The organism is Streptomyces sp. NPDC051051, from assembly GCF_040682975.1.
Taxonomy (GTDB): Bacteria; Actinomycetota; Actinomycetes; order Streptomycetales; family Streptomycetaceae; genus Streptomyces.
In genome coordinates this window covers 175683-191990 of record NZ_JBFBCB010000008.1, presented here as the reverse complement: position 1 = coordinate 191990, position 16308 = coordinate 175683, and the positions used below count along the sequence as shown (strand labels likewise).

The 16308-nt window shown below is 70.8% G+C and carries 13 protein-coding genes and 1 tRNA gene; 4 read left to right on the top strand and 10 right to left on the bottom strand.

Annotated features, from left to right (window positions below; translation table 11 throughout):
* Positions 1-176 precede the first annotated feature (176 nt).
* A tRNA-Val gene (locus tag AB0N31_RS09330) sits at positions 177-251 on the bottom strand.
* Positions 252-527: 276 nt separating this feature from the next.
* Between AB0N31_RS09330 and AB0N31_RS09325 the strand changes: the two genes are divergently transcribed.
* Positions 528-1901: a hypothetical protein gene (locus AB0N31_RS09325; protein ID WP_366057781.1), complete on the top strand. Its 1374-nt coding sequence runs from the start codon at positions 528-530 to the stop codon at positions 1899-1901.
* Between the two features lie 103 nt (positions 1902-2004).
* Positions 2005-2649, top strand: a complete 645-nt coding sequence (locus tag AB0N31_RS09320; protein WP_366057780.1) for a DUF4383 domain-containing protein — start codon at positions 2005-2007, stop codon at positions 2647-2649.
* A 16-nt stretch (positions 2650-2665) separates the two neighbouring features.
* Here the strand turns inward: AB0N31_RS09320 and AB0N31_RS09315 are convergent, their stop codons facing one another.
* The 3 genes from AB0N31_RS09315 to AB0N31_RS09305 form a co-directional block, all read right to left on the bottom strand.
* The gene (locus AB0N31_RS09315; RefSeq protein WP_366057778.1) at positions 2666-3826 is read right to left on the bottom strand and encodes an amidase domain-containing protein; all 1161 of its coding nucleotides are present in this window, start codon (positions 3824-3826) and stop codon (positions 2666-2668) included.
* A gap of 162 nt (positions 3827-3988) precedes the next feature.
* Positions 3989-5272 carry a hypothetical protein gene (locus tag AB0N31_RS09310; protein WP_366057777.1) on the bottom strand — a complete coding sequence of 428 codons (1284 nt, stop codon included), beginning with the start codon at positions 5270-5272 and terminating at the stop codon, positions 3989-3991.
* A 47-nt stretch (positions 5273-5319) separates the two neighbouring features.
* Positions 5320-7524 (bottom strand): transglycosylase domain-containing protein, encoded by a 2205-nt coding sequence (locus AB0N31_RS09305; RefSeq protein ID WP_366057789.1) that lies wholly within the window; start codon positions 7522-7524, stop codon positions 5320-5322.
* A 288-nt stretch (positions 7525-7812) separates the two neighbouring features.
* Here AB0N31_RS09305 and AB0N31_RS09300 point away from each other — a divergent pair, with 288 nt between their 5' ends.
* Positions 7813-8025, top strand: coding sequence for a zinc ribbon domain-containing protein (locus tag AB0N31_RS09300; RefSeq protein ID WP_366057776.1), 213 nt, complete (start codon positions 7813-7815; stop codon positions 8023-8025).
* Between the two features lie 47 nt (positions 8026-8072).
* Here the strand turns inward: AB0N31_RS09300 and AB0N31_RS09295 are convergent, their stop codons facing one another.
* Genes AB0N31_RS09295 through AB0N31_RS09285 form a run of 3 tightly spaced genes read right to left on the bottom strand, consistent with a single transcriptional unit; the run spans position 8073 to position 12583 of the window.
* Positions 8073-8882 carry an HAD family hydrolase gene (locus AB0N31_RS09295; RefSeq protein WP_366057775.1) on the bottom strand — a complete coding sequence of 270 codons (810 nt, stop codon included), beginning with the start codon at positions 8880-8882 and terminating at the stop codon, positions 8073-8075.
* Positions 8882-11383, bottom strand: coding sequence for a phosphoribosyltransferase (locus AB0N31_RS09290; RefSeq protein WP_366057774.1), 2502 nt, complete (start codon positions 11381-11383; stop codon positions 8882-8884). Before AB0N31_RS09290 ends, AB0N31_RS09295 begins: the two co-directional genes overlap by 1 nt.
* Before the next feature lie 33 nt (positions 11384-11416).
* Positions 11417-12583: an HpcH/HpaI aldolase/citrate lyase family protein gene (locus tag AB0N31_RS09285; RefSeq protein WP_366057773.1), complete on the bottom strand. Its 1167-nt coding sequence runs from the start codon at positions 12581-12583 to the stop codon at positions 11417-11419.
* Positions 12584-12797: 214 nt separating this feature from the next.
* Here AB0N31_RS09285 and AB0N31_RS09280 point away from each other — a divergent pair, with 214 nt between their 5' ends.
* Entirely contained in the window at positions 12798-13565 is a 768-nt protein-coding gene (locus AB0N31_RS09280; RefSeq protein WP_366057772.1) for a TerD family protein, read from the top strand.
* Between the two features lie 40 nt (positions 13566-13605).
* On the opposite strand, the gene AB0N31_RS09275 is transcribed toward AB0N31_RS09280, so the two are convergent.
* From AB0N31_RS09275 to AB0N31_RS09265, 3 genes are all read right to left on the bottom strand, one after another.
* Positions 13606-14343, bottom strand: coding sequence for a Tellurium resistance (locus AB0N31_RS09275; RefSeq protein ID WP_366057771.1), 738 nt, complete (start codon positions 14341-14343; stop codon positions 13606-13608).
* A 129-nt stretch (positions 14344-14472) separates the two neighbouring features.
* Entirely contained in the window at positions 14473-15618 is a 1146-nt protein-coding gene (locus AB0N31_RS09270) for a DUF475 domain-containing protein (protein ID WP_366057770.1), read from the bottom strand.
* An 80-nt stretch (positions 15619-15698) separates the two neighbouring features.
* Positions 15699-16274 (bottom strand): TerD family protein, encoded by a 576-nt coding sequence (locus AB0N31_RS09265; RefSeq protein WP_366057769.1) that lies wholly within the window; start codon positions 16272-16274, stop codon positions 15699-15701.
* Between the last annotated feature and the right edge of the window lie 34 nt (positions 16275-16308).

The window sequence follows — 16308 nt, the reverse complement described above, 5'->3', positions numbered from 1 at the left end:
TCGCCCCGATACTGGTTGTATCGGGGCGATCCCGACAACGCGGCGAGCGTGCGTGCCAGGCGTCGCCGGGCAGACGGGACTTTCGAAACACGCCCTAGCCGGACGGGGTGCGGCGCACGCCCGTGACATGCGAGAGAGGGTCCCCGGGGAAATCCCGGGGACCCTCTCGCACTGCCTGGTGGGCGCGGACGGTTTCGAACCGCCGACATCCTGCTTGTAAGGCAGGCGCTCTACCCCTGAGCTACGCACCCGGGACGAGTCGACAGCCTACATCGCCCGGGGCCGTGCCTCGCAAACCCGTATCGACGGCGAAGGGGGCGGGCGCGGGTCTCCTCGCGCCGGATCGGCGCGCGCACGCGGGGCGGTTCGGTCCGCCCCGACCCGGCGGCCTTGCCGGGGCGGGCGGGGTTCGTCACCGGCGACGGGAAAGTCACCGTGCGGAACGCGAACCAACCGGCCCGTGTGTTCGTCATCAACCGGTGGGAGAATGACACCGGGCAGGGCGGATCACAGCACGGGAGAGGGATGTGACGGCGACACCAGCGCAGCCGTACTCGCCGTCGGTGCCGCACGCGCGTCCGCGGGCGCTCGGCGACGCCCTCGCACTCGCCGCCCTTCCCCTTGTCGCCGTCCTCCTGCTGCCCGCCACGTTCGCCGGGGGCGGCACCCGCCGCTGGTTCGGCGGACGGGCGGAGGGCCAGCGGGCGGAGGCCCAGGCCGCGAAGGACGCCGCGGCGGCCGCGTTCTACGAACTGGACACCGCGCAGCGGGATCTGCGGATCTCGATCGAGACGATCACGGCGGTCGACGCCTCGCCGGCCGCCCGGCGCGCCGTGGCCGACTTCGAGGCCCTCGGCCGGCGCATCGACGAGGCCAGTCACCAGTACATCCAGGCCGTCGACGCCCACGACCTGGACCGGGACGACCTGGAGGCCGCCACCGCGACGCGGGCGCGCGGCGAGCTGGCCCGCGCGAAGGACGAACTGGACCGCGTCAAGGGCGAGCTGGACCGTTTCACCGACGGTCTCGGGCCGCTGCTGGGCAAGGCGGAGACCCAGCTGGCACGGCTGGCGCCCGCCGTGGAGCGGGCCCGCCAGAGCCTGCTGACCGCGTCGAACGCGCTGGACGCCGTCCGGGAGACGGGACTGCGGGCGGACGACCTCGCCGCCCGGCTGGCCGCGCTCGCTCCGGAGCTGACCAAGCTGAACCAGGGCGCGGGGCAGCACGGCGTGCCGGGCACCCTGGAGCGCGCCGAGCGGGTCTCCCGCGAGGCCGGGGCGGTCCGGGCGGAGGCCGAGCGGCTGCCGGAGAAGGCCGCCGAGATCGACCACCGGCTGGTGTCCCTGCGGACGCGCGCGCAGGCACTGACGACCCGGTCGGGGCAGGTCGAGCCGATCCTGAGCGAGCTGCGCCGGCGTTTCACGGCGGCCTGCTGGCAGGACCTCCAGCACGTCCCCGACCAGTCCGTGGAGCACGTCCGGCGGGCGGAGGCGAAGCTCGCCGAGGCGCAGACCGCGCGGGACGCCCAGCGCTGGCCGGACGCCACCGCGCTGCTGTCGACGGCGCGCGCCCTGCTGAACTCCACCGACGAGGCCGTCTCGGCCGCCGGTGACCGGCTGACCAGGCTGAACGCCGTGCAGAAGGACCCGCGGCAGGAGATCGAGCGGACCCGCTTCGCGATCCGGGACGCGCAGCGGCTGGCGATGGCCGGGCGCAACACCCCGGACCCGCGGGACGCGCGGCCGCTGGACGAGGCGGTGGCCCGGCTGGAGCGGGCGATCGCCACGCTGGAGGGCCGCCACCCGGACTACTGGCACTTCCTGACGGAGACGGAAGCCGTCCGGCAGACGGTGTCCGGCGTGGTGACCCGGATCCGCGAGGACCGCGGCGCCGGGCACTGAGCGCGGCCCGCCCGACCGCCGGCGTTGCCGTCGGCGCGCGTCGGGCGGATATTGGAGGTGCGTACGGCTCGGCTCGCGCAGCGCTTTTCGGAGGGAGGCGGAGATGGCCACCCACCTCACGCACTCGGGGACTCGGCAACGGATCAGGCTGGACGACCACCTGCCCGTCGATCACCGTCTGAACAGGGTCTACCGGATCGGCGCCGGTCTGATGGGCGTCGGACTGGTGGTCTTCGGGATCTTCGGGATCATCGACCGGATCGGTTTCCTCGACACCGGTGGGGACACCGTCTGGAGTCTGAACACCAACGGCGCGCTCAGCTGGCTGTCGGTCGCCGTCGGTCTGCTGCTCCTCGTCGGCATGGTGATCGGCGGGAACTTCGCCTCCACGCTGAACATGGTCCTCGGCGTGCTGTTCGTGGCCAGCGGCTTCCTGAACATGGGGCTGCTGGAGACGGACTACAACTTCCTGGCGTTCGAGATCCAGAACTGCATGCTCAGCTTCGTGATCGGCATCCTGCTGCTGGTGTTCGGGATGTACGGCAGGGTCGGTTCGGCCCTGCCGCACGACAACCCGTACTGGCGGGCCCGCCACCCCGACCTGGCGGAGGACCGGGACCGCCATCAGGAGCGGCGGGAGCAGTTCCCGGCGGAGCACCCCGAGGCGCCCCGGATCACGTCCCGGGAGGCGTCCGGGGAGGCGTCCCCGCGGACGTCCCGGCCCGGTCAGGGCCCGTCGGGGACCTGACCGGGTGCCGCACCCGTCAGGTGCGGTAGGCGTAGTACGCGGCGGTCGGGTACGACGCGATGATGCTCGCCACCGACCTGCTGTAGGTGTTGGTGGAGTGGTACGTCACGTACGGCACGCCCCGGCTGCGGGACGTGACGATCATGGTGTGGTCCTTGGAGCCGTCCTTGTCGAAGTCGACCTGGAGGACGTCGCCGACGTCCAGCTGGTAGACGTTGGCGAGGGGGGTCGTCCGCTTGGAGTTCTGGGCGAACCAGGACCACTCGTTGACGCCGACGAACGAGTCGGACTGGATGTCGGCGTTGCCGAACCACCGGGTGTAGTCGTACACGTAGCCGGGGACGTGCTTCCAGCCGCCCGCCTTCAGCGCCTGGCTGACGAAGTTGGTGCAGTCGCCGCCCGCGCCGTGCCCGTTGAAGTTGGGGTAGGCGGGGTTGTAGTTCGACCAGTACTGCTTGGCGTAGGCGGCCATGGCCCGGTAGTCGAGGCCGCTGGCGGTGAAGTTCTTCGCGTTCGCCGGGCCGGGGTACGAGGTCGACGCCTTGGGGGCCGACGGCGTGGTGCTGGTGGTGGTGGCCACCATGGGCGCGACGGACGGCTTGGCGGTCTGGTTCACCGCGAGGCCCTCGTCGGTGTCGCGGATGCCGGTGAGCTGCCAGTCGCCGTGCCGGTCGGCGGTGAACGTCAGCTCGTGGTGGGCCTGGAACCCGGTGGCCTTCGGCTCGTCGCCGCGGACCTTCTCGTAGGTGAGGGTCGTGGTCTCGGTGACCGCGACCTTGGCCTTGCGGCCCTTCACGTTCGTGGCGTCCAGGGTGACGGTGGTGCTGCCCTTGCTGTACTTCTCGCCGAGCTGGGCGAGCCGCTCCTTGCGCTGGTCCAGCGAGGACAGCGCGGCGTCCTCGGCGCGGTCCTGCTTCGACGACAGCTTGACGTCACCGGAGAAGCCGTCGGTCAGCGGCTTTCCGCGCTTGTCCCGCTTGCCGTCGACCAGGGCTTCGGTGCGGTCGGTGAAGACCGCGTCGGCGAGGCGCTGGAAGGTGGCCTTGGTCCCGGCGTCCACCTTGGGGTCGTCGACGACCGCTGCGCCGGCGCTCCAGTTGGGCAGCAGGGCCACTCCTGCGACGACGGAGGTGGCGGCCGCTCCGAGTATCGCGGCGCGGCGCCGCGTACGGCTCAATTTCCTTGACTTCACTGATGCTTCCCCTCTTGCCCCGGCGGCTGGATGCCGGGGTAGCGCATCTTTGCATGCCGTGTGTGGCTCGTGTGAAGAGGGGGGCGGCACTCCGGGCACGGGAGTTACAGGACCGTCACTGCACAACGGCGTCCCGTGTCAACCCGGTTACTGGACGACGGTCGACCAGTCCGGCGACTGGGCGGGGTCGAGGGTGCGCAGCCGCTCCAGGGTGGCGGGCGTCTGCACGTCCATCCAGTCGGCCAGTTCCTTGAAGGACACGCACTTGACGTCCTTCTTGACGCACACGGTCTTGATGACCTCGTCGACGGCCTTCATGTAGATGCCGCCGTTCCACTCCTCGAAGTGGTTGCCGATGAACAGCGGGGCCCGGCTGCCGTAGTACACGCGGTTGAAGCCGGCCAGGTAGGTGTCGAGGGTCTCCTGCTGCCACTTCGGGTACTGGGCGGGGTCGCCCTCGGTCTCGCCCTCGGACTGGTTGTAGAGGAAGTTGAAGTCCATGGACAGGCCCTGGTACTTGCCGCCCTCGTAGGGGAGCATCTGGAGCGGGAAGTCCCAGATGCCGTTCTTCTTCGCGGGCCAGATCTGGAAGTCGCCGGCCGAGCTGGCGTCGTAGCGCCAGCCGTAGCTCTTGGCGGCCTTCAGCAGGTTGGCCTGGCCCTCCAGGCAGGGGGCGCGGCCGCCGACCACCTCCTTCTTGAAGTCGAAGGGCAGCGGGTCCATGTCGGTGTAGCCGGTGTTCGTCTTCCACTTCTCGGCGAAGCCGAAGAACTGGTCGATCTCGCTCTTCCACTCCTCGACGCTCCAGTCGCCGCCGCCCTTGGCGCCGCAGAAGTGGCCGTTGAAGTGGGTCCCTATCTCGTTTCCCTCCTCCCAGGCCTTGGCGAGGTCCTCCAGGGTGGTGCGGACGTGCTCGTCGGTGGGGAAGCTGATCGCCGCGGACCCCTTGGGGTGCTGCGGCGGGCTGTAGAGGCCTGCCTTGCTCTTGGGCAGCAGGTAGATGCCCGTGAGGAAGAAGGTCATGTGCGCGTTGTACTCCCGCGCCAGCTCCCGGTAGTGGGTGAACAGCCCGTCGTCGCCGGCCAGGGCGCCGTCCCAGGAGAAGACGACGAACTGGGGCGGTTTCTCACCGGGCTTGAGCGGTACGGGCTCGAGGCCGCCCTTCTGCGGCCCGGTGTACGAGGTGGAGCCGTCCCCGAGGACCTTGGTCCTGCCGTCCCACTCCGGCTCCTCGCCCGGCGACGCCGTCGCCTTGCCCCCCTTGCCGGCGGAGGCGGTCGGCGCGGTGTTGTCCGTGCGGCTGAGCACCAGGTAGCCCGCCACCAGCGAGGCGACGACGAGGAAGGCCGCCAGGGTCAGGAAACCCGGATGGGCGGCGGCGGGGCGGTTCGTTGCCCGGGCCTTGCGGCGGCGGCCCGACGGTGGCGTCATGTGCGGCTCATTCTCGAGGGGTTCGGGGACTGCGGTGCGGCCTGGGGTCAGCCGAGCGGGCTCATGGCCCTGGACCAGATGCCGTAGGGGACGCTGTCGTCCGCTGTGCCGTCGATGCCCTTCAGCGGCAGCGGTTCGAGACTCTTCGCCAGGTCGATGCGGTAGACGACGACCGCGGTGGAGACTGCCTTGTGGGTGCCGACGTACCAGGCGGCCTTGTCGTCCTGGGTGGTCCCGGCCTTCCCGGCCACCTGGGCGCCCTCGGGTGCCGCGCCGGGGTGGGCGGTGCGGAAGGCGTCGGTGAGGGCGGAGGTGACCTCCTCGGCCGTGTCGGCGCCGATCGCGCGGACCGGCCTGGGGAGGGCCAGTGGGACCTTGGTGCCGTTGTGGGTGACCTGCCGCACGGAGTACGGCTCGGTGTGCTTGCCGGCCGCGGCGAAGGTGGAGTAGCCGCTGGCCATGCGGATCGCGCTGGGGGTGGAGCTGCCCTGGGACAGGGCGGGCACCTGTGCGCCGAGGCTGGAGGGGAGCAGTCCGGCCGCCTCCGCGGTGTCGCGCACCTTGTCCAGGCCGGTGTCCATGCCGAGCTGCATGAACGGCGTGTTCACCGACAGGGCCAGCGCCCGGTGCAGGGAGATCTGCCCGTAGGACTTGTCGCCGTCGTTGCCGGCGGCGACCTTCTTGCCGCTGCGGTCCCAGTACGGCCCCTCCGGCGTGGTCACCGGCACGTCGTCGTCGCCGTCGTAGACGGACTCCCCGGTGACCGGGGTGGCCTCGCCGTCCCGCGTCTTGTGGACGCCGTGCTCCAGGCCGGCGGCGTAGACGAAGGGCAGGAAGGCGGAGCCGGCCGGGACGGTGGTGGCGTTGGACTCGTTGTAGCCCTGGGTACGGTGGTCGGGGCCGCCGTAGACGGCGAGGATGCGTCCGTCGGCGGCCACCGAGGCGGCGCCGTAGTGGGCGGTCCTCGCGTTCTTCGCGTCGTCCTTCACGGCTTTCGCGCGGGCCTTGGTGACGGCGTCCGTGAGCTGGGTCTCGCGATCCTTCTCGAAGGTCGTGTAGATCTGGTAGCCGCCCAGGTCGAAGTCCTTCTCGTCGATCTTCGCGGACTTCTTGGCGTACTGGGAGGCGAGCTCGACGAGGTAGTCGCTCTGTTCACCGGTGTCGTACAGCGGATTGCTCTTGAGCGGCTCGGGGAACTTCGTGTAGGTGGCCCGCTCGGCCCTGGAGAGTTTGCCGATGACGACCATCCGGTCCAGGGTCCACGTCCAGCGTTCCACGGCACGGGCGCGGTTGGCGCCGCTCAGGGTGGGGTCGTAGAGTCCGGCGCCTTTGAGCAGGGCGGCGAGGAAGGCCGCCTCGCTGGCGTTCAGCTCGCTGACGTCCTTGCCGTAGTAGGCCTGGGCGGCGCGCTGGATGCCGTAGGTGCCGCGGCCGAACCAGCTGGTGTTGAGGTAGCCCTCCAGGATGTCGTCCTTGCTCATCTGGTTGTCGAGCTTGAGGGCGATCATCGCTTCGGTGAACTTGCGCCGGACCGTCTGGCTCTGGTTGAGGTAGACGTTCTTGACGTACTGCTGGGTGATCGTGGAGCCGCCCTGGGTGTCGCCTTGGCCGACGGTGCGGAACAGGGCGCGGCTGAGGCCCTTGAAGGAGATGCCGGGGTCGCTGTAGAAGCTCTCGTTCTCGGCGGCGAGGACCGCCCAGCGGACGTCCTCGGGGATGTCCTTCAGCGGCATCGCCTGCCGCTGCACCCAGCCGGTGCGGGCCATGGGGGTCCCGTCGGCCCAGAAGTACACGTTGTCCTGCTGGGTGGCGTAGGTGTTGAGGTTGTCCGGGACGTCGGTGGCGGCGTAGGCGACGACCAGGAAGAGGGTGCTCAGGCCCAGGGAGGCGAGGACGCCTCCGAGCGACTGCCGCCAGGAGGGTGTCCAGCGGCGCCAGCCGGTGCGGCCGGGCCGCGGGTACTGCGGGCGCATCCGGCGCGCGTACGGGGCGAGGAAGGCCGTGAGGCGCGTCACGTACGGGGCGAGGAAGGCGACGAGGGGGGCCAGCCGGGGGCCGACGGCGGCGGTGAACCGGGAACGCACGGAGGGACGGGGGGCTTTTCTGCCCTTCCGCCGGTCTCCCGATGGGGAGGGATCACCGGACGGGCCGGGTATCTCCGGCCCCTCCGCACTGCCCGGTATGCCCTCCGGAGGCACCCGCAGTTGCATGGTCTCGTCCGCCTTGAAAGAGGCGGGAACCTTCAGCTGCATGGTGGCGTCGGCCGGCTCCTGGGGCTCCTCCCCCTGCCCCGCCTGGGTCACGATGTCTCCCTCCGCACTAGGTATTGCTCGCGTAGGCAGACGTACAGACGTACGAGGGTCCGGCATGGTTGCCGTCGCGGCGGCAGCAAACCCTGATTCCCCCAACCTCGCGGTTCATCGCGGCGCCCTCAAATTACCAGCGCCCTTCGCAACTTCTCCACATAAGAAATCGACAGAAGTGAACCCCGTCGAAACAGGGGGAGCCGGTTCCCCGCACAGAGGGATTAATCTTTTCGCATGCCTCGCTACGAGTACCGCTGCCGGACCTGCGGCGACACCTTCGAACTGAGCCGTCCCATGGCGGAGTCCGCCGCGCCCGCCGACTGCCCCGCCGGTCACGACGACACCGTAAAGCTCCTGTCCACCGTAGCCGTCGGCGGCACGGTCTCCGCCCCCGCACCCAAGGCGGCCGGCGGGGGCGGCTGCTGCGGCGGGGGCTGCTGCGGCTGACGCCCAGGGGCGTTCGCCGTCCTGCGGCCTGATCCGCACGACAGGCCCTACTTCTCGCGGACGCCCTTCAGGAACTCCCGCAGGATCCGCTCCCCCGCCAGCACCCCGCGCTCGGGCAGCGCCGTGACCTGCGGTGCCGTCCAGGCCGCCTCGTGCAGCTCGCCGTGACCGGGGCGCCAGCCCCGGTCCGACACCAGCAGCAGATCGGCGTCGAGCAGGGAGTCACCGGCCGTCAGCGTCAGCTCGGCGCCGGTGCGCCGTGCCACCTCGCGCACGGCCGCGCTCTTGGTCAGCGGCTTGGGCACGGCGTAGATCTTGCGGCCCTGGAGCGACACGGTCCAGCCGCGCTCCTCCGCCCAGACCGCCAGTTCCTTCACCCACTCCTCGGGCAGCAGCTCGCGCTCCACCACCAGGTAGGCGAACAGGTCCTCGGCGATGCGCTCCTTGCGCAGCCAGAGCGGGTCGGCGAAGGCCGCGAGGTGCGCCTGCACCTCCGCGAGCGGCGCGCACTCGTCGGCCAGCCGCGCGCTCACCACGGCCTGCCAGTCCGGGTCGGAGACCCCGTCGACCAGCAGGTGCCCGCCGTTCGCGCAGATCGCGTAGGTCGGCGGCGGACCCGGCAGATTGATGCGCTGGTACTGCTTGCGGGTCCGGGTGGTCGTCGGCACGAACACCGCCGCGTCGCCGAGATCGGTCAGCAGCTGCGCCGCCGTCTCCGTCATGTACGACAGCGGACGGCTCTCGTGCACCTCCACGCACAGCAGCCGGGGCGCCCGCGGGTCCGGCATGGTCAGCGCGAGGGCCGCCGCGGAGTAGATGAGCGTACGGTCGAGGTCGCTCGCCACCAGCACCGGCATCAGAGGGTCACCGCCTTGCCGTCGGCGCCGGTCGCGCCGCGCGTGTACTGCGGGTGGATCAGCCCCACGCAGGAGTACGGCAGGTCGCCGACCTCCTCCACCGGGACCCCGCGCTGGTCGGCGAGGAGCCGGACGTGGTCCAGGTCGGCGCCCGCCCCGGCCCGCGCCAGGATCTTCCACGGCACCCGGCGCAGCAGCACCCGGGTGGTCTCGCCGACGCCCGGCTTGACCAGGTTCACGTCGTGGATGCCGTACTCCTCGCTGATGCGCTCGACCGCCGCCCAGCCCTCCCAGGTCGGCGCGCGGTCGGCGGCCAGCAGTTCCTTCACCGCCCCGTCCACGGCGTCCGCGACCTCCGGGAAGCGGGCCGACACGGCGTCCAGGAAGGCGCCCGACACGTCCGCGCCGGCCAGCTCGCGGTAGAACTTCGCGCCGTGGAAGTCGTCCGGGCCGACCAGGTCGGCGCGCAGCACGGTCCGCGATATCAGGCCGGACACGGTGGAGTTGAGGCAGGCGGACGGGATCAGGAAGTCGTCCCGGGTGCCGTACGTCCGCACGCAGGAGCCCGGGTCGGCCAGCACCGCGATCTCCGGGTCGAAGCCGGCCGCGCCCCCCGCCGCCTCGAACTCCTCGATGGCCACCGCCAGTTCGCGGGTGATCGCGCCCTTGCCGGTCCAGCCGTCGACGAAGACGACGTCCGCCGGGTCGTGGTGCCGGGCCAGCCAGCGCAGCGCGTTGGCGTCGATGCCCCGGCCGCGGACGATGGACACCGCGTAGTGCGGCAGCTCCAGGCCGTGCCGGTGCTGCGCCCAGCGGCGCATCAGCACGCCCACCGGGGTACCGGCGCGGGCCAGGGAGACGAGCACCGGGCGGGGGGACCGCTCGGCGATCACCAGTTCCGTCACCGCGCCGACCGCCTGCGCCAGCCGGGCCGCGGACGCCTCCAGGGCCGTGTGGAACAGCGCCTGGTACTGCTCGCTGGGCTGGTACTCCACCGGCAGCGACTCCGCGTAGTGCGCGCCGCCGCTCTGGATGGCCTCCTCGCGCTCCTCGGTCGGCGCCTCCAGCGTCACGTCGGAGAGGTCCTGGAGCAGCCAGCCGACCTCCTCGGGCGCGTACGAGGAGAAGGCGGGACCGCGAAGGGGGTCGGGCAGCATGGCGGGCCTTTCGGGTACGTACAGCGGCTCGGGGACGTGACTGGGCACGACCGCGAGGACGACGTGCGGGATGTGCGCGGCGAGCCGGTCGAGGAGGCCGCCGGGGGCGTGCAGCGCCGGGGTGTCGGCGACGGAGTCGACGACGGCGACCACGGCGTCGAAGCCGGCGCCCGCGACGTTGTAGGCGTAGCGCTCGCCGGGGCCGTCGGCCGGATCGTCGTGCGCGGGGAAGACGATCCTGCTGCGTATCGCGTAACCGGGGTCGTCGACCGCGAGGACCGGTGAGCGGGTGGTGGTGGAGAAGCGCACCTCGGCGGCCGTGGCCCGCTCCAGCTCACGGGCCAGCCGCAGCGGCGCGTACATCAGCTCCTCGAAGCCGAGGACGTGCACGCGGCGCGCGCCCTCGGGAAGGGCCTCGGCGAGCCGCGCCGCCATCGCGGGCAGGGCGTCCTCGAGCCGGGCGCGGTGCTGCGGGGTGAAGCCGTGGCGGCCGCCGTCGGGGAGGCCGTGGGGCCAGCGCAGATCGACGCGGGTGGACTGCGGCCGGGTGCGACCGTCGTCCGGGCGCTCGCCGGCGGGGGCCGGTCCCGCGCCCCCGGCCGAGCCGTCCCGCGTCCGCGCGGAGTCCGCCTCGTGGCGCGCCACCAGTTCCCGGCCCTTCTCCAGCACCCCTTCCGGGAGCCGGACCGTGCCCGAGGCCGCCGCCACCAGGTCGACGCGGGCGTCGATCTCGCGGGCGAAGGCCTCCAGGCGTCCCGCGTCGGCCGGGGAGCGCATGTCGACGAGGGCGACGACGACGTACCGGCGGCGCGGGTAGCGCTCGTGCAGGTCGCGGATGGTGTTCAGGACGGTGTTGCCGGTGGAGAACTCGTCGTCGACGAGGACCAGCGGGCCGTCGCCGACCAGGAGCGCCGGGTCCTCCGGCAGCAGGAGGTGGGAGGTGGCGTGCGAGTGGGACTCCTCGAAGCCGCCCGCCGGGACGACACCGGGGACGGGGCGCCGGGTGGAGTGCAGGTAGGGCGCCGGGCCGACGCCGTCGGCGACGGAGTGCCCGAGACCGGTGGCCGTCTCCGCGTACCCGAGGACGACGGCCTCGGCGGCCTCCTCGCCGAGCAGCTCCGCCACCCGGCGGCCCAGGGCGAGGCCGTGGCCGTACACCACCGACGGCGACTGGGGGACGTGCTTGCCCAGCACGTGGGAGACGAGCAGGTGGGCCCGCTTGGGGTTGCGGCGCAGGGCCAGCCCCAGCAGGTCGGTCAGCCGGTCGTCGCCCACGAGCCGGACGCCGAGCCGCTCGGCGACCCAGCTCCCGGACCAGACCCCGTTGTTCACTGCGTTGTTCATGCGTCCCTATGTCGTGAGGAGGTGGGGCGAGGTTCAGCCGGGTATGCCCGCGGCGAGCAGGTCGACGAAGCTGACGTCCTCGTGCGCGACGCCGAAGACCTCGGCGCGCAGCATCGTCCGCTCGGCCCAGGCCCGGTGCGGCTTCACCTCGTTCATCTTGTTCGTGTACGCCGACCTCATCACGCCCCCGCCGCCGCGCTCCGGCCGCAGGATGTCGGCCGCGTCGCTGTACTCCTCGTGGCTGACCACGGACAGCGCGTGCACGGCCGGTACGTGCGAGGGGTGGATGCAGGTCTTGCCCAGCAGGCCGTTGGCGTGGTCGAGGGAGATCTCGCGCAGCAGTCCGTCCATCGCGTGTTCGATGAGTTTCTCACGCAGCTCGACGGCCTGTCCCTCCAGGAAGGGGCTGTGCCGCAGCATCGGCTTGAACATGCGCTCGGGGACGCGGAAGTACTCCCACACCGGCCCGGTCACCGTGAACCCGGTGCCGTCCGCCCGGCCCAGCATGTTCACCACGTCGGCGATCACGGAGGCGACGATCTGGACGTCGTAGGCGGTCATGTCGGGTGCCCGGCGCAGGCCGTACGAGGAGCAGAAGTCGGTGACGCCGAGGCGCAGCGCGAGGACGCGGCTGCGGTACTTCTCGACGGCGCGGGCGATGCCCTCCAGGGCGTCCACCCGCGACTCCCGGTACATCAGCTGCGGCGTCTCCAGGACGGGCATGCCGAACAGCCGCCGGCCGCTCGCCAGCTCGGCGGTGGCCAGGGCCTCCAGGAAGGGGATGCCGCGCTCCTCGGTGAACTTCGGGAACACGAACCCGCTGAGCAGCCGGACGGCCGGGCCGAGGCGCCGGACCAGGTCCGGGATCTGCTCGGGGGTGCGGACGCGGATGAACAGCAGCGGCGGCTCCACGCCGGGGCGGGCCGCCAGGTCGGTGAACTGGCGGACGAGGTTCTCCTCGCCCCGGGCGACGTCCTCGTCGCCGATGGAGTCCTCCAGGCAGAGCACCATGGACACCACTCCACGCCCGGTCTGCTTCAGGATGTCCTCGGCCAGCCGGGGCCGGGTGGCCGGACTGTAGAGCGTGGCCCCTAGGGCGGCGGACAGCGTCCGGGCCGGCGAGTCCGCGTCGAACGCACACGGCTCCCGGTGGAACAGGCGCTGCCGCACCTCAGGGGCGAGGTGCCCGAAATGACGCATATATCTCCCCCGTGGTGCAAGTCGAGCATGTGGATTCGGCAAGAGGTGGCCGGTAATAGTACGTAGAGACCCATGTCGCGGGTTCCCACCGGTCATGAATTTCAGGTAACGCAGAGCGACACAACCCGGCACGGTCCGGCTTCGTCCGCTACGGATCGCCGGTTGCCGTGTACCCGCGTTGTCGTGAGCAGAACCGAGAGGGCAGGATGAACGCATGACGCACGCGATGCTGAAAGGGTCGAACGTCCCGCTGAAGACCACCACGGTGCGGGCCGTGCTGCGCTGGACACCCGGGCAGGGGGTCCCGGACGTCGACGTCTCCGCGCTGCTCCTCGGCCCCGAGGGTCGCGTGCGATCCGACGAGGACTTCGTCTTCTACAACCAGCCCCGGCACCCCTCCGGGAAGGTCTGGCGGCTCGGCAAGAAGCAGGGCGCCGAGGGTCTCACCGACACGATCCAGACGGATCTGGCCGGTGTCGAGTCCGACGTCGGCCAGATTCTGCTGGTCGCTTCGGCGGACGGCGTCACCTTCGACCGCGTACGGGCCCTCAGCATCCTGCTGTACGACGCGGCCGTCGAGGGTGAGCCGCTGGCCACCTTCGACATCCGCCCCGAGACCGGCGAGGAGACCGCGCTGATCTGCGGCGAGCTGTACCGCCGCGGGGAGGGGTGGAAGTTCCGGGCGCTCGGCGAGGGCTACTCCAACGGCCTCAAGGGCCTGGCCACGGACTTCGGCATCTCCGTCGACGAGTCGGAGGAGGCCGCCGCCGACGCCGCGGCGGGCTCCACGAGCGGCGTCTCCCAGCCGCTGCCGCCCGAGCAGCCCACGACGGCCGTCCCGCAGCAGCCCGCCGCGGCCTACGGCTACCCGGCCTCCCTGCCGACGTACGGCTACGGCTATCCGGACGCCCAGCCGGCCGGGGCGGTCCCCGCCGGGGAGTTCCGCATGCCGCCGCAGGGCCCGCAGTTCATAGGGCGGTGAGGGCGATGCGCACGCCGCGCGCGGCCGGGGCGGCCGGGAGTCAGCGTTCCGCCTTCGTCTTGTAGCCCCGCCCCCACTGCAGTCCCCATCCGTACAACCGGTCCAGCTCGCCCTGGAAGCCGTACACGAACCTCACCTCGCGCCGGACCATCAGCTCGCCCTTCACGTTCTCGATCATCACCACCGCGCACGAGCGGGCCTGGGGGTGCCGCTCGTCGAGGCCTATCTCGATGCGCGGCCCGTTGCTCGGGTAGAGCGTGACGATCGCGTGCGTGCGGTCGAAGGCCGGCGTCTGGTCGTAGATGTAGACGAACACCAGCAGCCGCTTGATGTCGTCCCGGTGGTCCAGGTTGACGTACATCGTCTCGCCGGACGCCGACCCGAACCGGTCGTCACCGCTCAGCTTCACGTACGGCGCAGCGTTGATCTCGCCGAGCAGGCCGCCGAGCGGCTGGACGACACCCTTGGTCCCGTCCGCCAGTTCGTACAGGCAGCCCAGGTCCAGGTCGACGTTGACCATGCTCTGGCTGTGTCCGATGACCTCCGGCGGGCGCAGCGCCTTTAAGGGGTGGCGCAGCAGGCTCTCCCGCGGAGAACCGCCGAAGTCGGAGGTGCGCATCCGCCAGGCCAGGTTGACGCGCAGGTGCCCGGTGGCGGCGCCCTGCTTGGTGAGCGAGACCTGGCTGTGCCGTTTGGTCAGCTCTATCGCGTTGCTCGCCGCACTGCCCGAGTCGAAGTCGGCGGCCCGACCCGGCCGGAGTCCGTCGAAGAAGCCCATTACCGCCCCCAAGTTCCACGCCCGAAAAACGTCTGACCGCACAGTCCCCCGGAAACGACCGGCGGGACGGCACCGAGGACTCGTCCTCGACGACCGCCCCGCTCAGAGCGTTCCTCACCGGGAAGCTGATCACACTCCGGACGAGACCTCGGTCTTCTCGTCCGAGCCCGCGTCTCCCCCGGCCGCCGCCAGCGCCCGGTTGCGGCGCACGGAGGACCAGAAGGACCAGGCGATCAGGAGGACGCCGACGAGGCCCGTGATGACCTCGTGGATCTCGTACTGGATGGTGACGAGCAGGAGCACGGCGAGGGCGCCGATCGCGTAGTGCGCGCCGTGCTCCAGGTAGACGTAGTCGTCGAGGGTGCCCTGGCGGACCAGGTAGACGGTGAGCGACCGGACGTACATGGCGCCGATGCCGAGGCCGAGGGCCATCAGCACGATGTCGTTGGTGATGGCGAAGGCACCGATCACGCCGTCGAAGGAGAAGGAGGCGTCCAGGACCTCGAGGTAGAGGAACATGAAGAAGGCGGCCTGGCCGGCCAGGAGGACCGGGGACTTCTTCTTCCCGGTGCGCTTGGCCTCTTCCTCCTCCTCGTGCTCGCGTTCCTCGTCTTCCTCGAGCTTGTCCTCGAAGTAGCCGGAGAGACCGCCCACGATCATGTAGGTGATCAGGCCGCCGATGCCGGAGAGCAGGACGGTCTCGGCCTTGTCGACGTGTGCGCCGCCGTGCTGGTGGGCGTGGGTGGCGAAGGTCATGGCCGAGACCAGCAGGACGATCAGGGCGATGCAGACCGACAGCATGTCGACCTTGCCCAGCTTGGCCAGCGGGCGCTCCAGCCAGCCGAGCCACTTGATGTCCCGGTCCTCGAAGATGAAGTCCAGGAAGATCATCAGCAGGAACATTCCGCCGAAGGCCGCGATCGCGGGGTGTGCGTCGGTGACCAGTTCCTGGTAGCGGTCCTTGTCGGTCAGGGCCAGGTCGACGGCCTCGATCGGGCCGAGCTGGGCGCTGATCGCGACGATCACGACGGGGAAGACCAGCCGCATGCCGAAGACGGCGATCAGCACGCCGACGGTGAGGAAGATGCGCTGCCAGAAGGCGTTCATCTTCTTCAGGATTCCGGCGTTGACGACTGCGTTGTCGAAGGAGAGCGAGATCTCGAGGATGGACAGGATCGCCACGACACCGAAAGCGGTCCACCCCCCGTAGAACACCGCTGCGACGAGGCCGAGCGCGGTGACCGCGAACGACCACCCGAAGGTTTTCAGAACCACTGGCTACCCAATCCTGTCTCTGGGCCCCGGTCCCCCCAAGCGAAACCTGGGGGTGGGTTTCCCCCGCGCCGTACGCGGCTTTACGAAACGTTGACTCCGAAGTCTAGAGCGATACCCCGCAGTCCTGACGCGTACCCCTGGCCCACCGCACGGAACTTCCATTCGCCCTGGTAACGGTAGAGCTCGCCGAAGATCATGGCCGTTTCGGTGGAGGCGTCCTCGCTGAGGTCGTACCGCGCGAGTTCCTGGCCGTCGGCCTGGTTGACGACCCGGATGAAGGCGTTGCTGACCTGGCCGAAGGTCTGGCCGCGCTCGTCCGCGAGGTGGATGGAGACGGGGAAAACGATCTTGTCGCACTGGGCGGGCACCTTGCCGAGGTCGACGAGGAGCGACTCGTCGTCGCCGTCGCCCTCACCGGTGAGGTTGTCCCCGGTGTGCTCCACCGAGCCGTCGGGGCTCGTGAGCTGGTTGTAGAAGACGAACCACTCGTCCCCCATGACCCGTCCGCCGGTGCACAGCAGCGCGCTGGCGTCCAGGTCGAAGGGGGCTCCGGTGGTGGAGCGCGCGTCCCAGCCGAGGCCGACCATCACCTGAGTGAGGTTCGGCGCGACCTTGGACAGGGAGACGTTTCCTCCCTTGGCGAGCGTGACGCCCATGTGCTGGTCCTCCCCTTGGTCGTGCTTCTTCGGT